We start from the raw sequence: 231 nt of genomic DNA, 5'->3' as shown, positions 1-231 counted from the left end.
CTGGTGGGTTCGGTCCTCCACGAAGTCTTACCTCCGCTTCAACCTGCCCATGGCTAGATCACTCCGCTTCGGGTCTTGAGCGTGCTACTGAATCGCCCTATTCGGACTCGCTTTCGCTACGGCTTCCCCACTCGGGTTAACCTCGCAACACACCGCAAACTCGCAGGCTCATTCTTCAAAAGGCACGCAGTCACGAGAACAAGGCAAGCCTTGTTCCGACGCTCCCACGGC

General features: G+C 58.0%; 1 rRNA gene. It reads right to left on the bottom strand.

Annotated features, from left to right (window positions below):
• Positions 1 to 231: ribosomal RNA gene (locus IG99_RS43940) — 23S ribosomal RNA — on the bottom strand; the annotation flags it as partial.

Origin of the sequence: Streptomyces griseus subsp. griseus, from assembly GCF_000720255.1 — a bacterium.
GTDB lineage: Bacteria > Actinomycetota > Actinomycetes > Streptomycetales > Streptomycetaceae > Streptomyces > Streptomyces griseus_I.
This window is presented reverse-complemented; position numbering and strand designations above follow the sequence as displayed.